Origin of the sequence: Paenibacillus xylanexedens (genome assembly GCF_017874615.1) — a bacterium.
GTDB lineage: Bacteria > Bacillota > Bacilli > Paenibacillales > Paenibacillaceae > Paenibacillus > Paenibacillus xylanexedens.
Window position 1 is genome coordinate 1 of record NZ_JAGIKV010000051.1, and the last position, 1,595, is coordinate 1,595.

Consider the following 1,595-nt stretch of genomic DNA (forward strand, 5'->3'; position numbering starts at 1 on the left):
ACTTTCAACTACAGGGCTTTTACCTTCTTTGGCGGGCCTTTCCAGACCTCTTCGCTTAACCGGTTCCTTTGTAACTCCATGTGAGACGTCCCACAACCCCAAAGAGCAAGCTCTCTGGTTTGGGCTTCTCCGCGTTCGCTCGCCGCTACTGACGGAATCACTATTGTTTTCTCTTCCTCAGGGTACTTAGATGTTTCAGTTCCCCTGGTATGCCTCTGCATAACCTATGTATTCAGTTATGAGTAACTGGAAATTACCCCAGCTGGGTTTCCCCATTCGGACACCCCCGGATCAAAGCTTGCTTACAGCTCCCCGAGGCAGTTTCGTTGTTCGCCACGTCCTTCATCGGCTCCTAGCGCCTAGGCATCCTCCGTGTGCTCTTAGTAGCTTAACCATTTTGTTCCGGTTTCGGTCGCTCGCTTCCCTTGGTTTGGACTACGTCCAAAGCCAAAAGTCACTCTCGCCCGATACCATCACAAAAGCAATTTAACTACCTTTATACACTTGACTTGTTTACACAAGATCAGCTAAAAAGGAATGTTCTAATTCGCGTTTGTTTCGTTTCGATATCTAGTTTTCAAAGAACAAACTTGTAAAACATTTTTGGTGGAGCCAAGCGGGATCGAACCGCTGACCTCCTGCTTGCAAGGCAGGCGCTCTCCCAGCTGAGCTATGGCCCCATATAAAATTAAAAGATACAAATGGTGGGCCCTGGTGGACTCGAACCACCGGCCTCACCCTTATCAGAGGTGCGCTCTAACCAACTGAGCTAAGGGCCCACATTATATATACTATTTGAACCCAAAATGGGTTACGCTTGGCGACGTTCTACTCTCCCAGGACCCTGCGGTCCAAGTACCATTGACGCTGAAGGGCTTAACGGTCGTGTTCGGGATGGGAACGTGTGGAACCCCTTCGCTATCGCCACCAAACGTTTGAGAGTTTGAGCTCTCAAAACTGAGCAACGAGTGAGTTGCTTGTGCTCTTCATTTCATCCACACCGAAGTGACGGACCGAAATGAATTACTGTCGCAAGTTCTAAGAACCTGCTTATTTGAATGTTTCCGTTGCAGGAAACGATTCTCCATAGAAAGGAGGTGATCCAGCCGCACCTTCCGATACGGCTACCTTGTTACGACTTCACCCCAATCATCTATCCCACCTTCGGCGGCTGGCTCCTTGCGGTTACCCCACCGACTTCGGGTGTTATAAACTCTCGTGGTGTGACGGGCGGTGTGTACAAGACCCGGGAACGTATTCACCGCGGCATGCTGATCCGCGATTACTAGCAATTCCGACTTCATGCAGGCGAGTTGCAGCCTGCAATCCGAACTGAGACCGGCTTTGTTGGGATTGGCTCCATCTCGCGATTTCGCAGCCCGTTGTACCGGCCATTGTAGTACGTGTGTAGCCCAGGTCATAAGGGGCATGATGATTTGACGTCATCCCCACCTTCCTCCGGTTTGTCACCGGCAGTCTATCTAGAGTGCCCATCCGAAATGCTGGCAACTAAATATAAGGGTTGCGCTCGTTGCGGGACTTAACCCAACATCTCACGACACGAGCTGACGACAACCATGCACCACCTGTCTCCT

At 50.7% G+C, this 1,595-nt stretch carries 2 tRNA genes and 3 rRNA genes; all 5 read right to left on the minus strand.

What is annotated here, in order from left to right:
* Nucleotides 1-394 (minus strand): 23S ribosomal RNA (locus J2Z28_RS30930); the annotation flags it as partial.
* A gap of 210 nt (nucleotides 395-604) precedes the next feature.
* A tRNA-Ala gene (locus J2Z28_RS30935) sits at nucleotides 605-680 on the minus strand.
* Between the two features lie 22 nt (nucleotides 681-702).
* Nucleotides 703-779: transfer RNA gene (locus tag J2Z28_RS30940), tRNA-Ile, on the minus strand.
* 36 nt (nucleotides 780-815) lie between these two features.
* Nucleotides 816-932, minus strand: a 5S ribosomal RNA gene (gene rrf, locus J2Z28_RS30945).
* A gap of 158 nt (nucleotides 933-1,090) precedes the next feature.
* Nucleotides 1,091-1,595, minus strand: a 16S ribosomal RNA gene (locus tag J2Z28_RS30950); the annotation flags it as partial.